Genomic DNA, 23,820 nt, shown 5'->3' with positions numbered 1-23,820 from the left:
CTATCTGCTTGATTTCGGATCCAATACATCACGGATTCCATCTCCAATTAAATTTAAGGCTCCTGCCGATAAGAAAAGTAATAAACATGGAAATGTCGGATACCACCAGAAATCCAGCAAGTACTTCCAGCCAATACTAATCATAGCTCCCCATTCAGGTGCTGGCGGTTGTGCCCCTAAGCCCAAAAAGCCTAATGTGGCAATTAATAGAATCGCATCCCCTACATCTAATGTCCCTTGAATGATGACAGGAGAAACTGAATTCGGCATAATATGTTTTCGAATAATTCGAAGCGGATGGATGCCGAACGTTTGCGCAGATTTAACAAATAATGACTCTCGTAAACTTAATGTTTCACTTCGAGCTAAACGAACATAGACAGGAATCTTTACAATCGCAATTGCAATCATCGCATTTTGAATACTTGGCCCTAATGCTGCAGCCAAAGCCATTGCCAAAATCAATGTTGGGAAGGCTAGGACCATATCCATTATTCTCATTATGACTTGATCAATCATCCCGCCGAAATACCCCGAAATCGTTCCAATCATTAATCCAATAGCAGCAGCAATCAAAATGGCTAATATTCCTAACCCTAATGACAATCTTGCCCCATACAAAATTCTTGTAAAAATATCTCTTCCGACTTCATCTGTGCCAAACCAATGGGACCATGATGGAGGCTGGAATTTATTTGCTGCATCAATAACGGTCGGGTTATACGGAGTTAATAGTGGAGCCAAAATCGCAGCCAAAATAATCACACCTAAAATGATTCCGCCTGCCATTGTCAGCTTATTTTTTTTCAGCTTATATAATAGTGCACTTCTTTTCACTAGAGGCAGCTGTTGTATATCCGTTTGTGGCTGTGCTTCCAATTCATTTTCCTCCTTTCTATCATTCTTTTATTTGAGGATTTAGCACATAATAAGAGAGGTCGACAATTAGGTTAATGAGCACATACCCAATCGAAATAAATACAGTAAATCCCATCATAGCCGGGAAATCTAAATAGGAGATGGATTGAACCACATATCTTCCCATTCCAGGCCATCCGAATATCGTTTCAGTCACGACCGCACCGCCAAGCAATGCGCCAAACGAAACCCCGATGATCGTGATGGTTGGGATTAAAGCGTTTCGTAAACCATATTTGATTAAGAGATATGGTCCATGGATTCCATTTGCAATTGCTGTTCGAAAATATTCTTTTTCCAATACCTCTAACATGCTCGCCCTAACTTGGCGTGTGATAATGGCTAATTGGGCAAAGGACAGGACAATCGCCGGAAGTATGATATGACGAAGACTGCTCTGAAAAGCAACAAAGTCCCCGCTTAACAAGCTATCGAGCAAATAAAACCCAGTGACATGTGTAGGTGGATTAATATGCATATCAATTCGTCCGTTTGCCGGAAACCAACCTAATAATCCGTAAAAAATAAATATCACAACCAACCCGCTCCAGAAAACCGGTGTGGAAATTCCACTAATCGTAAAAATTCTGCTCGCATGATCCCAAAACGTATTTTTCTTAACGGCCGCTAAAATACCGAGCGGAATTCCAATAACAATGGCTATGAAAAAAGCTAGTATCGCTAATTCTAATGTTGCTGGGAAAAAGACAAGCAAGTCATCCAACACAGGTTTTTGCGTACGAATAGACGTACCTAAATCCCCGCTCAGCAACCCCTGCATGTAATGGGCATATTGGGTCAGAACCGGCTGGTCTAGACCCAATTGCTTTCTAACTTGTTCTAATGTTTCTTCATTGGCCCGTTGACCGGCCATCATACTGGCCGGGTCACCGGGAATAATATTTGAAAGAATAAACGTTATAAAGGTAACGCCAAAAACAACAAAAACTAGTAGCAATAATCTTTTGAAAATCATTTTTGCCATAACAATCCCCCGCTATTATCGCAGATTAACGGGCAGTAAGATCCCCAAATTAAGGTTCGGGCATAAACATTTAATAGTATTTTGGGGATCAACTGCCCATAAAGGCCCGATTATAGGAACACAGACTAAGAACGCCACCTCCTGTGGCAACGTCTGTGTGACCCACATCCTGTGGGACGCAACTAACAATCAGTAAGATTATGGCTGACTAAAAGCGCCACATACAATGGCAACTTAGTCCTAGCACTCCTATTCGTCTGCCTCCCACTGATTGAAGTTTCACCTTACTGCTTATTCATCTCTGCTAAATTATAAATTCCTTCAAGCATTGGATTGTAAACAAAACCTTGGACAGATTTACTTACTGGCAAGGTAAAATCCTTTTGGAAGAGTAAGATATACGGTGCTTCTTCAATAACAATATCTTGGATGTCAAAATACAAAGCTTCCCTTTCTTCTTGGTTATTAGAAGTTGCCGCTTGCTTTAATAATGTATCAACCTGATCATTTTTATAGAAAGCACGGTTTCCGGCTAATCCGAAGTTTGCTGAGTCATACCAATAGTTCATAAACATATATGGATCACCAAAGTCCGGGCTCCATACGCCAAGAGCTAAATCAAATTCCCCTTTATCCATCATTTCGCGTGAAGTAGCATAAGCAACCTTGTTCAGTTCAACATTTACACCAATCTCTTTTAAATTCGCCTGAATCGTTAATGCTTCTGTTTCCCACCATGTTTTATTATCTGAATACAATAAAGTCAGGGTTACATCAGTTGCTCCTGCTTCAGCTAATAGCTCTTTTGCTTTTTCAATATTTAGCTCATATTGGATGGCATCTTTATTATGACCCCATAATCCATCTGGAACAGGCCCTCTCATCGGTGTAGCAAATCCTTGGTGAACAACATCAATCATTGAATTATAATCAATTCCATAGCTTAGCGCCTGTCTTACTTTAGGGTCTTTTAATGCTTCATTTCCTTTACTGGAATTAACATATACATAGTCCACTAGCAAGCTTGGTTTTTGTAATAACTCTACATGATCCATCGAGCGGACGGATTCGATCTGTTCTGTCGGAATTCCCTCAGCAATATCAATTTCTCCCTTTTCTAATTGCATGCGTTGTGTAGCCCCGTCAGCAACAATTCTAAAATATACTTCTTCAATGCTAGGTTGAACCTTCGCCTCTTTATTAACAGAAAGTTTTATATACTCACCTTGTTTCCATTCTGTTAATTCATATGAGCCGCTTCCCATCGTATTATTTGCTAAATAGTTTTGTCCTAAATCTCCATCCTTTTCATGCTCCATAACCTTCGGATTCACAATTCCCCCATAGTTAGCTGCCAAAGTGGATAAGAAAGGCGGGAAGTTTTCTTTTAATGCAAATGTCACCACATATGGAGACTCCACCTTAATCTCTGAAATAACACCATAAACTTCTGCAGGACCGTTGCCAATCTTTAATGTCCGTTCAAAAGTAGTTTTAACCGCTTCTGCATTAACCTCTGTTCCATCGGAAAATTTATGGCCCTCATTTAATGTGAATGTCCATGTCTTTCCATCCTCACTTACCTTCCATTCCTTAGCTATTCCTGGTTTTACTTCAGTTGACTCACCATCATACTCTACTAATCTCTCATAAGCAGGGTATGTAATTTTCCATGCTGAGTTATCCATCGTAACCGCAGGATCCAGCGTCCCTTGGTCAGCTGTCATGGCAACAGTCAAGATTTTCTTTTCTGTGCTGTCACCATTAGCCGTTTCTGTGCCTTCCTTTTCCCCTGTCTTCGCAGGAGCATTCGAGTTTTGTACACAACCTGCCAAAACGATAAGTACACTAAACAAAAGGAACATTAACTTTTTCTTCATTTTTACCCCTCACTTTTCGATCTCTTGATATAGGATACCTTTGAAATATTCCTGCTTTCCCTTTTTCTTTGCCCAGCTTTTCGTGCCGTATTCAAAATGCCACCACTCATCCGTATTTGAAATAAAGCCAACCCCCATCATGACATTTTTTAATATTCTCCTGTTGATTAAAAATTCTGTCTCTTCGGATGACAAGTCAGCCTTTTTCTCAAACCAATCAAGCTGGGACCTTTCATGGAATTCATCAAATTCACTACCCATCTGAAGCCACCCATGTTGATCAGCTATCGTTAGATCAACAGCCCCTCCCGATAAATGCGGGGATGGATTTGTAATATCTTTAGTTGGAGTCGCCACAAATTTATATAGCTCCTGTTCTAATTCCATATCTTTAAAACCTTCATTTTCTAAATCACGCTTCGTTTGTTCATAAATCGCCCTTTGCGTCTCGTAGGAACGCCACCCATCAAGGATTACAAAAGAGATTCCTTCAGGTAAAAGATGAGAAGCTTCAAGCAGCTTTTCCATAACCTCTTTCCTTAAATAACATTCGTTTTCCGCACCAGGTAAACCATTCAAAAAATAATAAGGATAAATATGTATTTTCTCAGATGCCTCTGAAACTGGAACCAACACTTTTTTCACCTCAAAATCGTTTTAGCTTTCTAGGTTTTTTTGCTCACCTCCTACTTCTAAATATTAAAACTAATTTTAATATTTTAAATATTATATCATAATTTGGTAGTTTTTCTAGATTATTTTTGTAAATGGAGGAAAAAAGGACTATTGGGAGTTTTCAAATCCAAGAAAAAAACGCTCCTTACATTTATGTAAGAAACGTTTTTTAAATCTTTTTCTTTCTTAATATCCTTCTTTAATGAATGTTATTTTCATTAATTTAAATAATGATGCTTACAATTACTGCTGATAAAACACTAACTAATGTTGCTCCAAACAATAGCTTCAACCCAAACCGGGCAACTATGTTTCCTTTCTGTTCGTTTAAACTTTTTACAGCTCCTGAAATGATTCCAATAGAGGAAAAGTTTGCAAATGAGACAAGGAATACTGAGATAATTCCTAGTGTTCGAGGGGTAAAGCTTTCCTGCATTTTAGCTAAATCCATCATAGCTACAAATTCATTTGTCACAAGCTTTGTCGCCATAATACCGCCTGCTTGAACAGCCTCATATAATGGAACCCCCATAATTAATGCAAAAGGTGCAAAGATATATCCCATGATCTCCTGGAACGAAATACCGAAAATTAATTCAAAAACGCCATTAATTCCAGCAATTAATGCAACAAAACCAATTAACATGGCAGCAACTATAATCGCTACTTTAAACCCATCAATTATATATTCACCTATCATTTCAAAAAAGCTTTGTTTTTCCTCTTGAATAATAAGTATATCTTCGTTGGATTCCACAGTATACGGATTAATTACGGATGCAATAATAAATCCTCCAAATAAGTTCAGTGCCAATGCGGTAACCACATATTTTGGTTCAATCATCGTCATATAAGCTCCAACTATGGACATTGAAACCGTTGACATGGCTGATGCACACAATGTATATAAGCGATTGGCCGGCAGTTGGCCAAGTTGCTTTTTAACCGTAATAAATACTTCTGATTGACCAACCATTGCTGATGCAACGGCATTATACGACTCTAACCTTCCCATACCATTTACCTTACTTAACAAGAACCCAATTCCTTTCATAATAAAAGGAAGTATTTTTAAATATTGGAGAATACCAATTAATACCGAAATAAATACGATTGGAAGCAGAACATTTAGAAAAAATGGCATTTCACCTTCGTTTGCAAGGCCTCCAAAAACAAATGATATTCCACTGTTCGCATAAAATAATAATTTATTAAAGACGTCTGAAAACACTTTAATTAATACAAATCCAAATTTCGTATTTAACAATAATCCCGCTAATAAAAGTTGGATAACAATCATCATAATAATTGGTTTGATCTTAATATCTTTCCGATTATTACTTGCTAAATAAGCTAGTCCCAAAACAACAAGCAGTCCAAACAAAGCTATAACGTATTTCATAATTCCTCCAATGGTGTCGTTATTTCTAGAAGTTTAATTTGTACAAACCACAAGGGTTTATTTTAACATTTTTTTTAAGGATTAAAAAATAAAAAATAATTCTTAATTATTTTTCTCGAGAGAAAAGTTTCAAATTTCGGATCCCATACTTTTCTATACTATTTTCATCCTCCCCATTATTAAACTGGCTTATTCTTGCTGAAAAAGATTCACCTATGACCAAGACGAAGAAAACAATCCTTTGAAGGCTGTAAAGGATTTCAAAGAAGCCATCGCAAGTGTTACCAATCTAATATTTTTTTAAAAATGTGAACTTTCTGCTCTTTCATTCGTATTATTAATAGAATTAAAAATAGAGGAGGAATTTCATTGGGTAATAAGATTATGATTTCGCTTGGAAAGCTAGCACTCGCCGGTTCAATTGGTTTATCAGGAATTGCAGGCGGACTTTTGTCCGAACATCAGGTCTCAGCAGCGGAAAACATTAACGAAGTCAATTTTGAAAAAAAGGCAAAGGAATATGCTGATCTTTTTAAAACTACGGATTGGGAAAAAGCATACGGCCACTTAAGTAACAGCCTTCAAGCAAAAGTAGCAAAGGAACAGCTGCCAACCCTTATTGCAGGCCTAACAGAAGCACAATTTGGAAAAACAAAAGAAATCACGTTAAAAGATATCAAAAAGAATGGAGTGTACACGAATGCCGCTTTCACAGTGACAGCTGATCAAGGTGTGTACGAGCTTGTTTTGCGATTAAACGATGCTGGGCAGATTGACGACATGCTTTTCAATACATACGCTGTACCAGGGCAATATCTTAATCCTTCCTACAATCATCCAGAAAATTATACTGAAAAGCAGGTAGTTTTTGGAGATGGAGAATTCACCATTCCGGGAGTTTTGACAGTGCCAAAAGGAGAAGGTCCATTTCCTGTTGTCGTCCTTGTTCATGGTTCTGGGGCACATGATATGGATGAAACGTTTGCTTCATTAAAGCCATTTCGTGATATGGCTGTAGGACTCGTGAATGAAGGTGTAGCTGTCCTGCGTTATGACAAAAGAACATACTCCCATGCGATTAAAAGCTATTTAACACCGAAGTTTACTATCAAGGATGAAACAGTACTTGATGCTAATTTAGCTGTAGAAAAATTAAAGGCTATGCCAGAAATTGATGCTGAAAATATCTTTGTATTTGGCCACAGCCAGGGAGCTTTTGCCCTTCCAATGATTATCGATAATGACAAGAACAAAGATATTAAAGGGGTTATTGGAGCAGCCGGCCCTTCTGGGAAATTCCATGAACTCATGATCTGGCAGGTTGAGCAGCAATTACAGAGGGCAAAGGATATGAACGTACCTGCTGAGCAGGTAAAAGCTGCTGAAGCCAGCGTGGCTTTCTTCAAGGAACAATTTTCTTTATTGGATGACCCCCAATATTCAGCTGACAATTTACCGACTAATTTCCAGTTTACGCCATCTTACTGGTGGTTTGATCTTCGTGATTTCGTTCCAGCCGAGCTTGCGAAAAAACAATCAGTTCCTACCTTACTTCTTCAAGGAGGAAAGGATATTCAAGTACCTTCTTCAGAATTAGATGCTTGGAAAAAAGCGCTAAAAGACCGTGACAACGTAGATTACAAACTCTATCCTGATATGTTCCACATGCTTGTTAACTTTAAGGGCCAAATAGACGGAATGACAGAATACATGACACAAGGTAATGTTCCACAGGAATTCATTTCGGATATTGCCCAATGGGTGAAAACAGGTGAAATTAAAGAAGTGATAAGTAAGCCACAGGAGCCAAGCAGTCCTGCGAAAATGGTGTATTGGGACAGCTTATTAATGAAAAAAGGACAAATTGGGAAAGTCACTATTACAAAACCAATTAACCTCTGGAAGCGCGAAGGCGATAAGCTTGTCTTTGAAAGGATCCTTAAGCCAGGCGAGCAATACCGCGTCTACCGTCAAGACGATAAATTCGGCGGCCAATATGGGCTCGGCGGCGGTTACTATGTGACGAATATGAAGGGATATGTAGATTATAGGACACCTTCAAAGGCGAAATTGAAAGAATTGAATGAGGGTTAATGTTAAATTAAAAGGGGTAGTCAAGAAAGTACCTAAATAAGTTAAGCAGCTGGCAAAAATAGCTCGTATTTGTCAGCTGCTTTTTTTGAATAAATATACCTTTCCATAACAAAAACCAAAACGTCAGTCCTCTGCACAGCTTACCTCACGTACGGTTGTGGAGTATGTTACAGCTATTGCAAAAATTGTAAATGAAAGATACATTTGCAGGGTATACATGGAAAATTCCTTGCTTTAGTAGAAATAAGATTTATGACATCCCGGGAGGAATATACAAATTTAAAAATACAAATACAGATAAATTTCCTACATCAACAAGCATATGGGAATAAACACTCCACCTTAAACTACTCGTTCTATAACGGATGAGTGACCAGATGATTCCCATTACAACTAAGCTAATATACATTTGATAAGAACGATTCGCTATAGAAAAGACTCCCCACATAAATGGATGACTTAATACAAATAATAGAGTTGAATACATAATAGTTACCCGTCTAGGGAAACTCTCCCCTGCATCCAGCAATAATCCTCTCCAATAGCCTTCCTCAAACCATGGATTGATAAGGGCAAATAAAAGCAAAAACAGTGTTATATGCGGATACTCTAACAGTAAATTTACATTTGGAAGTAAAATGCCAACAGCAGGGAAAATTCCAATCAATAGCCCGAACAATAGCCATTTTTTTATAAAGACTGGTTTTTTCAGCCAATCCTTATATACTTCTGCCGGTACGAACAATAATTTTATTAATCCGGTTAAACCCCAATAGGAAGCTGCCGTTATCATCCAGCAATAATCAGGAATATACTGATAACTTATGGATGCAATCCAATGGACGATGAAAATAATGAAAATGGGTGACAATAAAACTACTGTTCTATTTCTTTTACTATTTAAGGTAAATATAGCAATCACCCTATTAAAGATATTTTACTTCTTGTAAATTGCCTAAAAGAATGAATTAGGATATATTCAATAACTTTTCAACTCTTTGCAGCAGACTATCAATTTGTTTATTAGCATCAATTTTCTCTGCGCCAAATGCCAAACTGTGGACTAAAATTCCGTCCATACTGGACATAATGATTTTTACAATCTCTTCTGCTGGTATTGAAAGCTGAAATTCACCCTGTTCTATCCCTGCATGAAGCAAGTTTAAAAATAACTGAACAGTTTTATCATATCGATTCAAAAAAAACTCTTTTGCCCTTGGTTCTCTCCAGCTCGATATCCAAAATTCATAAATAGCTGGATAAATACTTTCATCAATTGTAGGAAAAATTAATTTATTACTTTCTAAAAAATCTCTAAGCTTTTCGAATGCGGACTGAACTTTCAAGTTCTTAAGTGATAAAGAATCATCCAGTTGTTCATCCAGATAATTCAGTAGGGCTTCGAATATTTCGATCTTATCTTTGAAATATAAATAAATCCATCCCCGGCTCATCCCTGCTTCTTCAACAATATCCTTGAGTGTGGCTTTTTCATATCCTTTTCGTTTAAACACCTCCATTGAGGCCATTAATATCTGATGTATCCTTTGCTCCTTATGTTCTTCGCTTACTTTCGGCATAACCTGCTGCACCTCCATTAAATAAATGAACCTCGTGTCATTAATTTTAATTATAAATGACACGAGGTTCATTTTACAATACCTATTTTGGAATTTTTTGTTTATTTCTATTAGTCCTACTTGTATCTGCTGAATCGGCTCTAAATCGATCACCGCACGAGTAATAGTAATACTGTCATGTTAAAAATTAAGCTAAAAAAACAAACAAGAAACGCCTCTCTACAACTTGTAGAAAGACGTTGAAATTATTTAAGTTCTCGTCTGAAGACGGTAAACAGGAAATAAATATTTTTGTACTATACAACATGAACAATATCTCTGCACACTATTTTAATGATATGATCATATTTTTTAATGATTGACGAGTCTTTATTACTTGAATGCAGTAGATTCCCAAACAATTAGACTGTTGCTCTTTTCAATAACACATATGATAACGTCATATATAATATTGTTGGAAGAATGAGCCAATAAGCAATTTGAACAGCAGTAAACTTTACGAACCAATGAAAAATATCCATCCAAACACCATAATAAGTTGCTAACAGGGCAGCAACACTTGAAATCAATAATACGGAAATTATCGCAATTACGAGGCCTTTTCCACCAAAGCGACGTGCTGTACTGGATATTAGCAATCCGTTAAAAAATATATTTATTAACAGGATAATATATATTATCAATTGTTCCAAAAGTGTCCCATCATTCAAATAGGGAAAGTGAAAGAAATGGAGCAGACCTCCCCACCCATTTGTTGCATTTTCAATGGCTGACAGAAATACTAACATGATTCCATACAATGTATTGACAGCGACACCCATTACTACAGTACCAAGAAAATAATCTGTTCTTCTTATTGACATTCCGATTGCATAAGGAAATGTTTGCGCAACAACCATGATTCCCGCGACTAGCATATAGAAAAAAATGTATGAAACCCCGCCAGTATACATTTTATCCTCACTTGAAATAAACAGACTGATGATAAAATTTAACAGGAATACTGAAAAGAGAATAATATTTGGTATTAAAAACCATCCCCATTTATCTCTTGAATACATTATTAGAACACCTTTAATATTCATTGGACAATCGCTCCTTCACGAGTAGATTTTCCTTTTGTCAAATGGACTACTAACTGTTGTAAGGACACTGGAGAAATTTCTAGTCCACTAGCTTCTGCTTGATGTCGATCCATATTGTTCTTATTTTGAATAACTGTTGCAGAGAGCAATCCGCCAAAAGGCTCCCGATGGATGACCTCCTTATTTTTCACAAATGCTTCCACTTTTGCTGCTTGACCAGTTACCGTATAGGCAAGACCACGTAAATTTTCTGCCTCTTTATTAATGATTAATCGACCTTTGTCAATGACTAAAATATGTTCAAGTAAATTACTTACCTCATCAATTAAATGAGTTGATAATATGACAGTACGTGGATATTCTGCGTAATCTTCCATCAACTTGTCATAAAATAAACCTCTTGAAACTGCATCAAGTCCTAAATATGGTTCATCGAAAATCGTTATCGGCGCTCTGCTAGCAAGGCCGATGACAACCCCAACCGCTGAGTGCATTCCCCTTGATAGTTTTTTGGGCTTTCTTTTTAAAGGGAGATTAAAATCATTAACTAAGGAGTAGGCAAAATCCTCATCCCAATTTGGAAATAGTGACTTTGAAACTTTTAATATATCATTTACAGTGAAATTATCCGGATACTTTTGACTTTCTTTGATAAAACAAATTTGACTTAATACTCTCCTGTTTTCCACAGGATTTTCGCCATGTACTTTTATTTCACCACTCGTAGGAAACTCTTGAGCAGTCAATAATTTCATTAGAGTTGTTTTCCCAGCACCGTTTCTTCCAAGTAATCCGTAAATTTTATTTTCCTCAATCATAAAATTTATATCTTCAAGCGCCTTAAATTCCCCGTATGATTTATCAAGTTGTTTAACCTCAACGATTCTTTTCATCACTATTCATCCCCTTTCCAACCATATCCGTCAATTGATCAGACGTAATCCCTAACTTCTTTGCTTCATGGATCATCGTGATGATATACTGCTCAAAAAACTGTTCCTTCCGTTTATTTATGATCTTTTCACGTGCTCCCTCTGCAACAAACATCCCAATCCCCCGCTTTTTATATAAAATACCTTCATCCACCAATAAATTAACACCTTTCGCTGCAGTTGCAGGATTAATTTTGTAAAATGCGGCAAATTGATTTGTCGATGGAATCTGTGTTTCTTCCGCCATTCCTCCTTCAATGATGTCATCCTCAATCCGTTCCAAAATTTGCAGAAATATAGGCCGACCATCGTCAATTAACTGTTTCATATCCTCACCACCACATCGGTTAGTTACTTATGTAATTAACCATATAACAAATAAAGTGTAGAGTCAATAGGTGCTTTTATAAAAGTGTGAATTTTATAAAAAGATATCAAAACCATAAAAAATGACCCCTCCATTATTGGACAGGTCATTCATAAATCCGAACCATATTATTTTAACAATCTATTCCTCATCACTACCCCTATACCGCCTATATGGCAGCGGATTCCATGTTCGATATTCGAGATCCGCCTTGCGCAAAGCAGCAGGAATATCTTTTAATATCCTGTTCGCTACCTCTAGTTCGCGCTCAGCTTCTGATTTATCCTGATACAAAAATTCATCTGACGCTTTTTCCATTGCTCTATCCACTTTTTCTTTCAAGTTTTCTACAACCATTTCTTGCTGACGATAAATCGATTCTCGAGCTTCCGAAACCCACTCCGGCTGCACGGAACGAAGGTGATCTGTTACATAACTGAATTCTTCAAAGATCTCCTTATACACACGGTCAGCATTTTCACGTATATCCTTAATGGCTGCTTCCAAATCTTCTATCGTTAGTTCATCCACCACTAAAGGGCGCTTGCGTTTGGAGCCACCTATTCCTTTTGAATGTAGATAATAAGGAAAAATAGACTTTATCGTTTTTCCAACAGGTGCAATTGCAAGCCCCTCCTCATCGATACCTTTAGGCTGCACACCTTGCATGGCAATACGGGCAGATTCTGGTCTTACAATTTCCTTCGGTGGTAAAACGCCATACCGTAGCAACTCACGGATCCCTGTTCCAGAAATATTGATTCGATAGCGATCATCGTGTGGACATGTTTGTTCTGTTGCTGGGTTATCACAGCGCGTGCAATAAAACACCTCATGAAATAACCGAATATCAATTCCTAGCTCCTCTTTCGTAAACTTATCAAAAATCGTGTGACTTGCATATTTATCATAATAATCACCAACACCCGCATGGTCTCGACCAATTAATGCATGGGTACAGCCGTAATTTTTCATTATGAGTGCATGGAGAACAGCTTCACGAGGACCTGCAAAAATGTAGGTCACACGCAATGGTGAAAGAATTGTTCTCTCCTTTGGATAATACGTATCAAGCACAGCCTGATAGGATAACATACGGAATTCATGTCTTGTATATTCACGCTTTGCCATCTCGACTAACGGCTGAACAAATAATCCATCTAGTTCCTCAAGTGCATTGCGATGAATATATTCGTGACCGCGATGTAATGGATTTGCACCTGTAATAAAACCAGCTACCGTTTTAAATTTTTTCTCCTCATAAAATAGTTTCCATGTATCTTTCGGTTCGATCCGTATTTTTTCAAAAGGCCCCCAGTGGACACGGCGAAGTAATTGAATCGGCCCAGCTAATGCAGTATCCCCCATCCTTCGATAAATTGAATCAACACCAGGATGACTGCGGTCAGTTGTACCGAATAGCTGCTGAGCTCGGAATTTTCTGTCATAATCGAAAATATCTTCTAACTTTAATATAGCTACAGGTTCCTTCGATTCATCAACTAATGCGACCTCATCTCCAACCGATAGAGATTGAATCACATGCTTATTTCTGTCGCCAACAGGGGCGAAGCTTAGCGGCACAGGCCAAACAAGTCCATTTGATAGGCGCCCTTCTATTAATACTGATTTATAGTCCGCTTCATTCATAAACCCTTCATTTGGAGATAGTACACCTGTAGCAATCATTTCAAGTGTTATGACAGCCTCTAAATCTACCATAATAAATGGAAGCAGATTTGCCCGCTCCATTGCTCGATCTCGTTCTTCTCCAGTTAAAACACGGTCAACTAATTTCCCCCCATGTGGCAGTTGTGGATATTTTGTTACTTTTTCTACGACACTTGTTTCTTTGTTCATTACCAATCTATCTCATCCCCCTAAATTATCTGCTTTTCCTGCTTTACTGACTCCCCATGTCAATAAAGCGATTTTCAAATGCACATTTATTCCGCACTTTTATAACCTGTATGCGCCCGGACAGAGACTTCAGCATACCTTTTATAATCATTTTCTTTCGAAAAAATAGTTCCGAGATAACCACCGAGAAAGCCTAATGGCACACTAACAAGTGCAGGATTATCGAATGGGAAGATTGGGTTTCCTACAAATAGAGCGGCCCCTTCAACTGGTGAGAATACGCTAGGACTAATCGATACGAGAATTAATGCTGAGATCAACCCGGAAAAAACTCCCCAAACTGCACCCGAAGTATTAAAGCGCTTCCAATATACTGTGTATAAAATTACTGGCAAATTTGCACTTGCAGCGATACAAAATGCTAAAGAAACTAAGAAGGCTACGTTTAGGTATTGTGCACCTAATGATAATAATATGGATATAACAGACACACCTAATGCTGCATAGCGTGCAGCTAGCATTTGCTCTTTCTCTGTTATCTTTCCTTTTTTAATAATTTGGCCGTAAATATCATGTGCAAATGCAGATGCTCCTGATAATACGAGGCCAGCAACTACCGCTAAGATTGTCGCAAATGCAACCGCTGAAATGAATGCAAATAAGATATTCCCGCCAATTGCCTGAGCTAGTAGCGGTGCAGCCATGTTTCCGCCAGGATTTGCTGCGAGAATCTCACTTTCCCCGACATAAATTGCAGCCCCAAAGCCAAGGAATAATGTTAAAATATAAAAAATCCCAATCGTCCAAGTTGCTGTAATAACCGAGCTTCTGGCAGTTTTCGCATCTTTTACCGTGAAAAAGCGCATCAAAATGTGTGGAAGACCAGCTGTTCCGAGAACTAAGGCAAGCATTAATGAAAGCGTTCCTAGAGGATTATTATATTTGAGTCCCGGATTTAAATAGGCTTCGCCATGACTAGTTGCCGATTTTACTTCAGTAAACATGGCCCCTATATTAAAGTTAAATTTCATTAGTACTAAGAAGGAGATGATGATCATCCCTGCCATCAGAAGGACAGCCTTTGTAATCTGTACCCAACTCGTTGCGATCATTCCACCAAATAGAACGTAAATCGTCATCATAACCCCAACAATTAACACTGCTATCCAATAAGGGATATCGAATAAAAGCTGTATAAGTGCACCTGCACCAACAAGTTGTGCAATCATGTAGAAAAGAACAATGGTAATCGTACTAAGAGCAGCAGCCCCTCTTACTTTTTTCGCATCAAAGCGAGAATTAATCATATCGGCTAATGTATATTTACCGAGGTTACGCAATGGCTCTGCAACTAACAATAATACAACTAAATAAGCAATCAAAAATCCGATACTATAGAAAAATCCGTCAAACCCTTTTAAAGCAATCATCCCTGCAATACCAAGGAAGGATGCCGCCGATAAATAATCTCCAGCTATCGCTAATCCATTCTGCCATCCCGTTAATCCCCCACCCGCCGTATAAAAATCTCCGGTAGATTTTGTTTGTTTTGCTGCAATATAAGTAATAACTAATGTAAGAATAACGATTGCGAGAAAAAGAACAACTACAATCGGATCCATCTACCATTCCCCCTTATCTTATCTGCTCATTAATGATTTGTTCGGCTTCTTTATCAAAGGAAGCTGCTTTTTTTACATAAATTGAACTTATCACCCAAACCATCACAAACTGTGAAACCGCAAAAATCCAAGTCCAAGAAATATCTCCAATTGCTGGGGTGTTTAAAAATGTTGTGTAAGAGGTGAAAATTGGCAATAAAAAGTAAAAAATCATAAAAAATATAGTCATCGGTACTAAAAATTTATTCTTTTTGCTCAAAAATTGTTTAAACTGTGAACTGCTTGTAACCTTTACATAATCTACACTTTTCTCAGTAATTAATTCCCTTTGAGCCAAAATCAACCATCTCCTTCCTTCTATTTATAGACAATTATATATTTTTGAAATATTCTATAAATTGAAATTGGATGAACGGTTGAAAACACAGGGTGAATGGTTATGTATGACTGGTGAATGGTTGTAAACCTGTCGTATTGAGCAACTTATCCTTTAAAGATATCAAAAATGGATTTACTTGCAGAACGACTTACAGGGATTTTTGTTCGATTTTTATCTTTTAGAGTTAAATTGCTTGTTCCGTTAAACCATGGGGTTATTTCTAAAACGTGATTTAGATTTACTAAGTAACTACGATGTGCTCGAAAAAATAAATGACCTGCCAACTGGTCCTCTAAATCTTGTAAAGTCATCCGACTCATAATAACCTTATCCTCGGTATGAATCTCTAAAAGTCGTTTATTTGGTACGGCGTAGTAAATAGAATCAGGTGAGACTACAACCATCCGTTCTCCGTCATCAATTAACATCTTTGATACAATAGTTTGTACCTTTTTTTCCGTTTCTTCACTACTATTCTTTCGGTTCATTATACTTTTGCGTATTCGGTTCATCGTCCTTCGAAATCTCGTCTCGTCATATGGTTTTAATAAGTAGTCAACCGCTTCTACTTCAAAAGCATCCATTGCATATTCATCATACGCAGTGGTGAACACAAATAAGGGAATAGTGGCTGGCTCCTGTTTCAAAATATATTGGGCTGCCTCGATTCCTGTTAAACCCGGCATCTCTACATCAAGAAAAATAACATCAGGCCGATGTTCAGAATATAACTCAATTAATTGTTCCCCCGTTTCCGCGTGTGGAGTGAGGATAACTCCCTTCTCTTCCTTCAATAAATATAGCAATTCCTTTCTCGCCATCATTTCATCTTCAGCTATCATCGCTCGAATATTCATCCCAACACCTGCTTTTCTTCAAATTGATTTGAAATTGGAATCGAAAACTTCACTTCACTTCCCCCATGGGATAAATTTCGAATATGCAATCTCGCCGAATCTCCTAATAAATGGACTAATCGTTGGTTCACATTATAAATACCTGTCCCACCATTATTATGACTTACTAATGGCTGTAGACTTACAATCGGTAAAATATGTTGAGGAAAACCGCTGCCATTATCCCGAACTAGAACAGCAAGCCTCCCATTCTCTTTTTCTATCAAAATTTCAATCTTTGCACCATCTGTTACATTCTTTAAACCATGTTGAACCGAATTTTCAATCAATGGTTGAATGCTCGATGGCGGAATATAAATATTTGAAAGATCAGCTGGCTTTATAAAATCAATTTGTAATCTTCCTTTAAATCGTTCTTGAATAATAGAAGTATAGGCTTCAGCATGTTCACACTCTTTTTCTAGTTCAACTAATGATTTCGATACTAAGCGTAAATTAAACCTCATATAGCTTGCTAATTGCAGTGTTAGGAGACGAGCTTTCAATGGATTTTCCCGAAACAAACCGGCAATTAATTGAAGGGTATTAAACAAAAAGTGTGGATTGATTTGTGCTTGTAAATTCCTTAACTCTGCATCTCGAATATGTGCCTTTAGTTTTTCCGCCCCAAGCATGTTCAATTGATCTGAAATAAGTTGTCCTAGCCCTTGTGCCATCATCATTTCAACAGGAGAAATATGCTCTGCTTTACGGAAATAGAAAGCAATAAGATACGTTACATTATCATCTTCTATTATAGGAATGAAAATAGCTGCCTCAAGGCTGCAATTTTTATGAGTACACATTAAATCTGATTTCACGTGTGTAACTTGGATCTTTTTCAATTTAATCGACATTTGTGCTGGATGAGCCGTAATTGCATCCCCAAAATGATGATGCTCTTTACCCAATCCTTTATGGGCTAATACCTCCTTTTGATCTGTAATGGAAACAGCAGCAAGTCTAAGGCGACTATATAATAATTTTGCCAAGCCATTCGCAACGTCAATAGGTGAGTCTTTTTTTAAAAATGGAAGTGCCTCTTTAGCGATGGTTAATGCTTGTTTCGATGCTAGCGCTGCCTCATTTTCTTGTTCGCGTAAAACAATTCCGATCATCGCTGTAAAAATGGCAATCGCTGTACTATTCGATAACACGAGTGGTAAGCCAATCGTATTGACAAGTGTAATCATATCTAGTCGATCTGTGTACATAATAAGAAATAATTGCATGTGTAAAATCGGGGGAAAAACCCCAATAAATAGAGCCTTCAGCGGAGAGATAACACGTTCGTTGGAAAAAAATCTTGCTGTTAACCCTGCCAGTAAACCTGAAATAGGGTTGACGAGGGCATTCGCCATTCCCCCAACACCGCCAAGAAACAATAGATGAATCCCAGTAATGACCCCAGCTCCAAAACCAAGTGTCGGACCACCTAATAAACCGGCAATCACAATCGCAACAAGGCTCATGCTAACAATTAAGTGATGATCCTCTACTGGAAAAATAACTAACTGATGACTGATGACTCCATCCTCATGTATGACAATCCCTGTAACCGTACTAGCTATTCCAAATAAGCCAAACACTAATGCATGAACGAGCGACATCTTCACACTATAATTCCGGTAAACCAATGACCTGAATCCAGGGGTCCGTGTCATCACAAATGCAATAATTAGAAGTAGTCCCAAACGTTCGAATAAAATAATCGTTAAGCTTTCCATTTCTTTTCTCCCCTTAAAGAAATGCCGGTCTGCGATTGTATATAAAACTTGTTAAATTCTGTTATTGAATCGGATTGCTTACTTGAAAGAATGGTTCCCAAATATGCACCTAGAAAGCCCATTGGAATTGTTATTATACCTGGATTATATAGAGAAAACACAGCCTCTCCTCTAATCCATCCATCATCTGGATTCATAATGTAAGGACCTAAAACAACGAATAATAAAGAAGCAGCTAGACCAGTAAACATACCCGTAATGGCCCCCACTTGAGTAAAGCGCTTCCAATAAATAGTTAATAAAAGAACCGGGAAAATACTTGATGCGGCAACAATAAATGTCATCGAAACGAGAAAAGTTACATTAATGGTCTCCAAATTTAACGCAAATAAGGTGGAAATCAATCCGATTCCCAATGCCGACCACCGTGCTGCCCTCAATTGCTCCTTTTCTGTTGATTTCCCTTTTTTCAAAATATGATGGAAAATATCATGGGAAAAAGCAGTTGTGGCGGAAATAACAAGCCCTGCAACGACTGCCACAATAGTTGTAAAGGCAATCGCAGAAACAAATGCCAACAAGAAGTCACCACCAACCGCCTTAGCAAGTAATGGTGCAGCTAAATTTCCAGTAGGGTCAAGTACCATTAGCGAATCATATCCTAAGAATGCGACAGTCCCAAGGCCTAAGACGAGTGTCATTAAGTAAAAAATCCCAATAATCCATGTTGCGCTTATTAGTGACCTGCGAACCTCAAATGTATTACTTACCGTAAATAGGCGTATTAAAATATGAGGCAATCCTGCAGTCCCAAGCACTAAAGCAAGTTGCAGCGAAAGGAATTCCAATGGGTTATCAAATAAATTTCCAGGGAGGAAGAAACTCTCTCTTAAAGGCGTACCTGTTTTTACTTCTTCAATTAACTTCGCAACATCCCAATTGAAATGAGAAAAAACGATAAGTGTGAGAAGAAATGTTCCTGACATAAGAAGAACGGTTTTCACAATCTGTACCCAAGAAGTCGCAATCATCCCACCCATAACCACATAGATCGTCATTAATCCCCCAATCACAATGACTGAAATAGAATAATCGATATCTAGCAGTAATCGAAGTAAAAATCCTGAAGCAACAAGTTGAGGAATCATGTATAGTATGGAAATGATAAATGTACAAAATGCCATAATTAAACGCATCTTCTCACTTGGAAATCGGGAACAAATTACGTCTCCAAGGGAATATTTACCTAAACGATGTATAGGTTCAGCAACTAAAAATAATACAACAAGATAAGAAACTAAAAAGCCAATGGAATATAAAAAACCATCATAGCCACGAATTGCAACCATCCCAACTATACCGAGAAAGGAGGCTGCACTAATGAAATCGCCAGCTATAGCCATTCCATTTTGAAAACCTGTTAACGTCCCTGCAGCAATATAAAACCGATTAGTTGTTTTACTTCGCTTGGCTGCCCAATATGTAATAATCAATGTACAAACAATGATATAAATAAGAAATAAAAAATAAGTAGGATTCAAAGCGATTCCTCCCTATCGATACCTTCCATCTGTCGTTCAATGTTTTTAGCTGTTTTATGATAAAACCAACAGAAGAACCATGTCATCGGAATTTGTAAAAATGCATACAACCATGCCCAAGAAATATTAAAAATAAAGCTTGGCCGAGTCATCACATTAGGAATAAAAGTAAGAGATAAAGGAAGCAAAAAATAAAACAGTAATGCAACAGCCAAAGCAGGCGCCATCAACTGCTTTCTCTTACGAATTAAATGCAAAATTCGCTCCTCCATTTATCTTCCTCCTGTTTTCTGAAAAATCAGCAAAATAGTTCAATTCAAATGATACATGAAGGACTTAGGCTTGTAAAGTTGATACTGATACTGAAACTCTATCCGTTTCGGCTTTGATTCCAGAAAACAGTTTTTAACTCAAAATTAGCGAAAACCTTTATCTATTTATCCTTTACCTGATACGGAGACCATTGAGGCTTCGGTAATCGATACAATTTGTTTTGCTCTCTTACAATTGAAAAAAACCGCATAATACAAATAATGGAGAGCGTTCCCGCTCTCCATTATTCTTTAGTCTATAAACTTGATATTCTCTGGATTAGCTCCCTTGACATACTCAAATTCAGCAACATTTTCAAATCCTCTAATTTCTGTAACCTTATCTCCCTCAATGATAACTTTTGAAATTTTTGTTCCTTTAAAATCAACAATTGTACCATTATACTTATTTTTAGGTTTAATCGTAACTATTGTGTATGCAAATCCTTCCCCATGGAATTCTGCATATTCACCTGTGAATACAACACCATTTTTGATTTCTGATTTTTCATCAAGTGTGATTGAAACACTTGGATCATGAATCATTAGTTTTCCAGTTTTGTAATTTTTATAATCATATATTTTTTCAGGAACAATAGACTCTTCCTTCGTTTCTTTATTTACTGATGTAATAAATTCCATATCCCAGTAAATATCAGAACTTGTTGGACGGTCCTGATGAACTTCAGCCGCTAATACGTTTGTTCCTTCAACTAAATGAGCTAAATCTGCTGCGTCTAATGTAAATGTTTCATATCTACTTTCATCAGCAACATTTGATCCCGATAAATCTGATAAATACTTGTCATATCCAATTTCGCCTTCTGGTAGATTGTGTCTGCCAATCTCATGTCCGTTCAAGTACAGAATGACACTATCGTCAATCCCGAAGTTAATATGACCAACATCACCAATCTTAGATAAATCTTCTACTTCAAATGTTGTTCTAAAATAGTAAGTTGGAATTTTATTACTTGCATCTGGGCCATAGTTTATCACTGTATTCACTCTACCAAACATTGGGCGATTTTCTGATGCAGAATATCCAAGTGGTGCTACACCGCTCTTCCAGCTACTGTCATCAAAGTCAGGTGCTCTCCATGCTGTACCTTGATCAGATCCATCATCAAGATACTTCCAATTACTCCATTTTTCGAAAATAGTTTGTTCTGCATGCTCAACGATTTGAATGGTTACTTTTTCTGTTTCAAAGGTTTTTCCTTCATTTGTTACTTCAGCCCATACTTGTACTTTTACAGGCTCGGCACCTTCTCCAACTGTTACCTTGCCATCTTGGGAAATAGAAAGTTCACCTTCTGGGCTTGTTTTATACGTAATGGCTTCGAAAGCAATATCATACACGCCACCATCAACATTTTTACCCGTTACATTAAGTGAAACTTCTGGATAGAATGTTGACGGTTCTGTTGGGACCACATTACTAGATGCTACAAGAGAAACTGACTCAAGTGCTGGAAGTACAACTTCAATCGAAGGATCTTTAACGATTTTATAAGAATCTGTTACTTCCATTGTATCTACACGATAAGTCGTAAAAGCTAGACTCGTTGGCGTTACTTCGATATTCGTAAATGTTGGTACTCTTAATTGTGATCTGTCTGCTGAATAAAATTCAGGGTCTTTTAAATTATAATATTTGCTACCACTTGATGAGTTGGCGGTTAAGTACAATGTACCTTCTGGATTAATCACACTGCCATCTTCGGCAATCATTTGGTTCTTCAATGGTTGAAGATTCTTCATTTGATATGTTCTTACGTAAGAATGATCATGTCCCATTAGTACAGCATCAATATTTAATTTATCAAACGTTGGAACAAGGTCTTCTCTTAATTTAATAATGCCTGCTTCTAAAGAATGGCTTGCTGCGCTGTAAATGGAATGGTGGAAAACAACAAATTTCCATTTGAAATCCTGATCTTTTGTCGCTTCAATTGTTTCTTCCATAAACTGAGTATGCTCAGCTGCATTCTTATTATTTGAGTTCAAGTTCATGATAAGCGTATCGCCATATGTAAAATAATAATCTCCACCTGCATTATTTGAATTACCTAGAGCTGGATTTTGATTTGGTGTATTAAAATGATATTCATAGGCTCTTGAGTTATCATGGTTACCAATTGTTGTTGCAGTTGGATATTGTTTCAATTGTTCTGGTGCAAAAAATCCTGCATACTCTTCTTCTGAGTTTGCATCATTTACTTGATCCCCTGCTGATTGAATAAAGCTTGTATTCGGGAATTTTTCAATTGCTTTATTTAACGTGTTTACCCATCCCTCAGTGTCTCTGGCAATATTACCTGAAGAACCGATTTGTGGATCTCCCGTAAATAGGAAATTATATGAATCTGTTTTTTGTGTTTTAAAGCTATACGATTCTGACCATTTTCCATTGCCATCGCCTAAACGATAGACATATTCTGAAGAACCTTCAATATCTGTTATGGTCACTTCATTTGCTTGGTATCCTGAAGATGCTGGTGCTAGTGTTGCTGTAACGGTTTTTGCAGTTTCAGGTTTGCCGTCTTTGACCTCTGCAAACTCAATAACACCCGGTACATCTGTTTGTGGAGAATACCATGAGAAATTGTACTTTGATTGATCAGCCCCTGGTGCAAAAGAAATATAAGATGCATCATAAATAGTTGGATCTACATAGATTGATTTAAATTCCATATCAAAAAATACATCTGAACTAGAAGGTCTGTCCTGATGGACTTCAACAGCAAGTACGTTCGTACCTTTTTCAATATAGGACATTTGTTCATCAGTTAAATTAAATATTTTATCATTACTTTCACTTGCATCATTTAATCCAAAATCCTGAACATAGTCATCGAATTTAATATCTTCACCTTCTGGAAGATTAAATCTAGCTATCTCTTTTCCATTCAGGTAAAAGATAGCACTGTCATCAATACCAGCTGTGATTACACCTGAAGTACTGATTTTTGATAAATCCTCTACTTCGAATATCGTTCTGAAATAAGATGTTGCATGCTTGTTTTGCGAATCGCCACCATAATCAATGATCGTTGCGATGTTACCAAAAGTTCCATGCTTCTCGCTTGCTGGATAGCCTAATGGCGCAGCTCCATTTTTCCATTCGCTATCATTAAAATCATTTTCCTTCCATGCTGTACCTGGGTCGGTTCCATCATCAAGATATTTCCATACACTTCCTCTGTCCAGTAAAAGCTCGTCTGACTGTGCCTCAGCTACTTCCGCCACCGCTGTTCCTACATATGGACTTAAGTTTGAAAGTACCATTAGTAACATGAGGGAAAATACAAAGAAACAACGCAATGATTTGTTTTCTTTCAGTACGAATATCACTCTATCAACTCTCCATTCTATTTTTTTCCTTCGACACAAATCGATCGAAATCAAAGCTAGCATACAAGCATATTGTTATTAAACTGTTGATACAATATTAACTTTCTGTAAATTGGATAAATTAGGATAATACACCCCGGTCCTTCGTCTCTCTTTTACATATCCTTCAAATACTAAAGACCTAAAAAACGCTGTAGATTAAATCCACA

General features: G+C 37.4%; 19 protein-coding genes. 1 reads left to right on the top strand and 18 read right to left on the bottom strand.

The features are described from left to right. From V7122_RS22055 to V7122_RS22035, 5 genes are all read right to left on the bottom strand, one after another. Positions 1-879 (bottom strand): ABC transporter permease, encoded by an 879-nt coding sequence (locus V7122_RS22055; RefSeq protein ID WP_335345310.1) that lies wholly within the window; start codon positions 877-879, stop codon positions 1-3. A gap of 19 nt (positions 880-898) precedes the next feature. After that, on the bottom strand, positions 899-1,903 hold the full coding sequence (locus tag V7122_RS22050; protein ID WP_335354377.1) for an ABC transporter permease: 1,005 nt from the start codon (positions 1,901-1,903) through the stop codon (positions 899-901). 284 nt (positions 1,904-2,187) lie between these two features. After that, positions 2,188-3,783, bottom strand: a complete 1,596-nt coding sequence (locus V7122_RS22045) for an ABC transporter substrate-binding protein (RefSeq protein ID WP_335529149.1) — start codon at positions 3,781-3,783, stop codon at positions 2,188-2,190. Between the two features lie 9 nt (positions 3,784-3,792). Beyond that, on the bottom strand, positions 3,793-4,416 hold the full coding sequence (locus V7122_RS22040) for a M15 family metallopeptidase (protein ID WP_335345307.1): 624 nt from the start codon (positions 4,414-4,416) through the stop codon (positions 3,793-3,795). A 265-nt stretch (positions 4,417-4,681) separates the two neighbouring features. Then, positions 4,682-5,860 carry a NupC/NupG family nucleoside CNT transporter gene (locus V7122_RS22035; RefSeq protein WP_335354378.1) on the bottom strand — a complete coding sequence of 393 codons (1,179 nt, stop codon included), beginning with the start codon at positions 5,858-5,860 and terminating at the stop codon, positions 4,682-4,684. A gap of 369 nt (positions 5,861-6,229) precedes the next feature. Between V7122_RS22035 and V7122_RS22030 the strand changes: the two genes are divergently transcribed. After that, the gene (locus tag V7122_RS22030; RefSeq protein ID WP_335529147.1) at positions 6,230-7,954 is read left to right on the top strand and encodes an alpha/beta hydrolase family protein; all 1,725 of its coding nucleotides are present in this window, start codon (positions 6,230-6,232) and stop codon (positions 7,952-7,954) included. 250 nt (positions 7,955-8,204) lie between these two features. On the opposite strand, the gene V7122_RS22025 is transcribed toward V7122_RS22030, so the two are convergent. From V7122_RS22025 to V7122_RS21965, 13 genes are all read right to left on the bottom strand, one after another. After that, complete coding sequence (locus tag V7122_RS22025) at positions 8,205-8,825, bottom strand: CPBP family intramembrane glutamic endopeptidase (RefSeq protein ID WP_335529143.1); 621 nt, start codon at positions 8,823-8,825, stop codon at positions 8,205-8,207. A 97-nt stretch (positions 8,826-8,922) separates the two neighbouring features. Continuing rightward, a complete protein-coding gene (locus V7122_RS22020) occupies positions 8,923-9,534 on the bottom strand; it encodes a TetR family transcriptional regulator (RefSeq protein ID WP_335348253.1) in 612 nt (203 codons plus the stop codon). Positions 9,535-9,935: 401 nt separating this feature from the next. Beyond that, a complete protein-coding gene (locus V7122_RS22015; RefSeq protein ID WP_335348254.1) occupies positions 9,936-10,619 on the bottom strand; it encodes a hypothetical protein in 684 nt (227 codons plus the stop codon). Further along, entirely contained in the window at positions 10,616-11,512 is an 897-nt protein-coding gene (locus tag V7122_RS22010) for an ABC transporter ATP-binding protein (RefSeq protein ID WP_335354515.1), read from the bottom strand. Before V7122_RS22010 ends, V7122_RS22015 begins: the two co-directional genes overlap by 4 nt. Continuing rightward, positions 11,496-11,879: a GntR family transcriptional regulator gene (locus V7122_RS22005; RefSeq protein WP_335348256.1), complete on the bottom strand. Its 384-nt coding sequence runs from the start codon at positions 11,877-11,879 to the stop codon at positions 11,496-11,498. The genes V7122_RS22010 and V7122_RS22005 overlap by 17 nt, the downstream gene beginning before the upstream one ends. 180 nt (positions 11,880-12,059) lie before the next feature. Further along, on the bottom strand, positions 12,060-13,778 hold the full coding sequence (locus tag V7122_RS22000; RefSeq protein ID WP_335529158.1) for a sulfate adenylyltransferase: 1,719 nt from the start codon (positions 13,776-13,778) through the stop codon (positions 12,060-12,062). An 86-nt stretch (positions 13,779-13,864) separates the two neighbouring features. Beyond that, on the bottom strand, positions 13,865-15,400 hold the full coding sequence (locus V7122_RS21995; protein WP_335343743.1) for a solute symporter family protein: 1,536 nt from the start codon (positions 15,398-15,400) through the stop codon (positions 13,865-13,867). A 13-nt stretch (positions 15,401-15,413) separates the two neighbouring features. Continuing rightward, a complete protein-coding gene (locus V7122_RS21990) occupies positions 15,414-15,737 on the bottom strand; it encodes a DUF485 domain-containing protein (protein ID WP_335343744.1) in 324 nt (107 codons plus the stop codon). 146 nt (positions 15,738-15,883) lie between these two features. After that, positions 15,884-16,636, bottom strand: coding sequence for a LytR/AlgR family response regulator transcription factor (locus tag V7122_RS21985; RefSeq protein ID WP_335343742.1), 753 nt, complete (start codon positions 16,634-16,636; stop codon positions 15,884-15,886). Beyond that, positions 16,633-18,402, bottom strand: coding sequence for a LytS/YhcK type 5TM receptor domain-containing protein (locus V7122_RS21980; RefSeq protein ID WP_335343741.1), 1,770 nt, complete (start codon positions 18,400-18,402; stop codon positions 16,633-16,635). Before V7122_RS21980 ends, V7122_RS21985 begins: the two co-directional genes overlap by 4 nt. Then, positions 18,390-19,943 carry a solute symporter family protein gene (locus V7122_RS21975; RefSeq protein WP_335343740.1) on the bottom strand — a complete coding sequence of 518 codons (1,554 nt, stop codon included), beginning with the start codon at positions 19,941-19,943 and terminating at the stop codon, positions 18,390-18,392. The genes V7122_RS21980 and V7122_RS21975 overlap by 13 nt, the downstream gene beginning before the upstream one ends. Next, positions 19,940-20,215: a DUF485 domain-containing protein gene (locus tag V7122_RS21970; RefSeq protein ID WP_335488636.1), complete on the bottom strand. Its 276-nt coding sequence runs from the start codon at positions 20,213-20,215 to the stop codon at positions 19,940-19,942. Before V7122_RS21970 ends, V7122_RS21975 begins: the two co-directional genes overlap by 4 nt. Before the next feature lie 291 nt (positions 20,216-20,506). Next, positions 20,507-23,611 (bottom strand): metallophosphoesterase family protein, encoded by a 3,105-nt coding sequence (locus V7122_RS21965; RefSeq protein WP_335529139.1) that lies wholly within the window; start codon positions 23,609-23,611, stop codon positions 20,507-20,509. Between the last annotated feature and the right edge of the window lie 209 nt (positions 23,612-23,820).

This window comes from Bacillus sp. JJ1532, assembly GCF_036965085.1.
In the GTDB taxonomy this organism is placed as follows: domain Bacteria; phylum Bacillota; class Bacilli; order Bacillales; family Cytobacillaceae; genus Cytobacillus.
This window is presented reverse-complemented; position numbering and strand designations above follow the sequence as displayed.

Bases quoted from the DNA above. Each gene is read 5' to 3' on its own strand.
- V7122_RS22050 (WP_335354377.1), bottom strand. From the start codon at position 1,903: ATGGCAAAAATGATTTTCAAAAGATTATTGCTACTAGTTTTTGTTGTT.
- V7122_RS22045 (WP_335529149.1), bottom strand. From the start codon at position 3,783: ATGAAGAAAAAGTTAATGTTCCTTTTGTTTAGTGTACTTATCGTTTTG.
- V7122_RS22035 (WP_335354378.1), bottom strand. From the start codon at position 5,860: ATGAAATACGTTATAGCTTTGTTTGGACTGCTTGTTGTTTTGGGACTA.
- V7122_RS22020 (WP_335348253.1), bottom strand. From the start codon at position 9,534: ATGCCGAAAGTAAGCGAAGAACATAAGGAGCAAAGGATACATCAGATA.
- V7122_RS22015 (WP_335348254.1), bottom strand. From the start codon at position 10,619: ATGAATATTAAAGGTGTTCTAATAATGTATTCAAGAGATAAATGGGGA.
- V7122_RS22010 (WP_335354515.1), bottom strand. From the start codon at position 11,512: ATGAAAAGAATCGTTGAGGTTAAACAACTTGATAAATCATACGGGGAA.
- V7122_RS22005 (WP_335348256.1), bottom strand. From the start codon at position 11,879: ATGAAACAGTTAATTGACGATGGTCGGCCTATATTTCTGCAAATTTTG.
- V7122_RS22000 (WP_335529158.1), bottom strand. From the start codon at position 13,778: ATGAACAAAGAAACAAGTGTCGTAGAAAAAGTAACAAAATATCCACAA.
- V7122_RS21995 (WP_335343743.1), bottom strand. From the start codon at position 15,400: ATGGATCCGATTGTAGTTGTTCTTTTTCTCGCAATCGTTATTCTTACA.
- V7122_RS21985 (WP_335343742.1), bottom strand. From the start codon at position 16,636: ATGAATATTCGAGCGATGATAGCTGAAGATGAAATGATGGCGAGAAAG.
- V7122_RS21980 (WP_335343741.1), bottom strand. From the start codon at position 18,402: ATGGAAAGCTTAACGATTATTTTATTCGAACGTTTGGGACTACTTCTA.
- V7122_RS21970 (WP_335488636.1), bottom strand. From the start codon at position 20,215: ATGGAGGAGCGAATTTTGCATTTAATTCGTAAGAGAAAGCAGTTGATG.